This window comes from Aquibium carbonis, from assembly GCF_003970795.1.
In the GTDB taxonomy this organism is placed as follows: Bacteria; Pseudomonadota; Alphaproteobacteria; order Rhizobiales; family Rhizobiaceae; genus Aquibium; species Aquibium carbonis.
Genome location: NZ_RWKW01000163.1, coordinates 1 through 1,013 on the forward strand (window position 1 = coordinate 1; position 1,013 = coordinate 1,013).

Annotated in this window: 1 protein-coding gene; it reads right to left on the minus strand. The window is 65.8% G+C overall.

Features of this window, described 5'->3' with window-relative positions; translation table 11 throughout:
* The coding region (locus tag EJC49_RS25140; RefSeq protein WP_126702668.1) for an IS481 family transposase at window positions 1–940 on the minus strand (940 nt) is incomplete at its 3' end.
* Window positions 941–1,013: the final 73 nt, after the last annotated feature.

Sequence of the window (1,013 nt, forward strand, 5' to 3'; positions counted from 1 at the left end):
GGAGGTTGTCCGTGAGTTTTGAGATTGGGGGCCTTCCGCCAAGAGCGGCGTGGGGTCTGGTTGTGTTGTAGGCGCAGAGCCACGCGGGCATTGCGGCGGTGCGGCTGGCCGACGTTTCGAAGGCGGTGGCGTAGATCCACTCGCGCAACGAGGTCTGGATGAAGCGCTCGGCCTTGCCATTGGTGCGCGGCGTGTAGGGTCTGGTGCGCTTGTGGCCGATGCCTCTGGTTGCCAGCGCGGCACGGAAGACGTGGCTCTTGTAGGCCGATCCGTTGTCGGTCATGACCCGCTCGACCTTGACGCCATGTCGCTCGAAGAAGGCGAGTGCGCGTTCGAGGAAGGCGGTCGCGCTCTCCTTCTTCTCGTCGGGCAGGATTTCGGTGTAGGCGAGTCGGGACGCGTCGTCGACGGCAACGTGGAGCGCTTCCCATCCCAGCCCCTTGCCACAAGCCCTGCGATTGCTCTGGCCGCGGCGGTCGCCGGTGATGCGGTGGCCGATGCCTTCGATGCGGCCGAGTTTCTTCGAATCGATGTGGATCAGCTCGCCGGGGTTTTCCCGCTCGTAGCGGATGACCGGCACGGCCGGATCCAGGGCCCTGAGCCGGCCCAGGCCCAGCCGGCGAAGAACCTTGCCCACCGTCGAGACCGGCCTGTCGAGCTGGCGTGCGATGGCCGGACCCGACAGGCGGCGACGACGCAGCGCCTCGATCGCCGCCTCACCATCACGATCGAGCCGCGAGGGGCTGGAATGCGGCCGCGACGAACGGTCGACCAGACCGGCTTCTCCTTCCACCTGATAGCGGTCACGCCACTTGCGCACCGTCTTGCCATCGACGCCCTGGGCCGATGCGACGGCCGCTATCGTCCAGCCCGCTTGAAGACGTTCGATCATCAGCATTCGACTGTGCCGCGTGGTTCTGGCATTCTCATGGATGTCCATCCGGGGCTCCTGGAGACAGAGGTGTCGTGTCGCAACAACAACCTCCCATCCAAGCCTCGGACGGACAACCTCC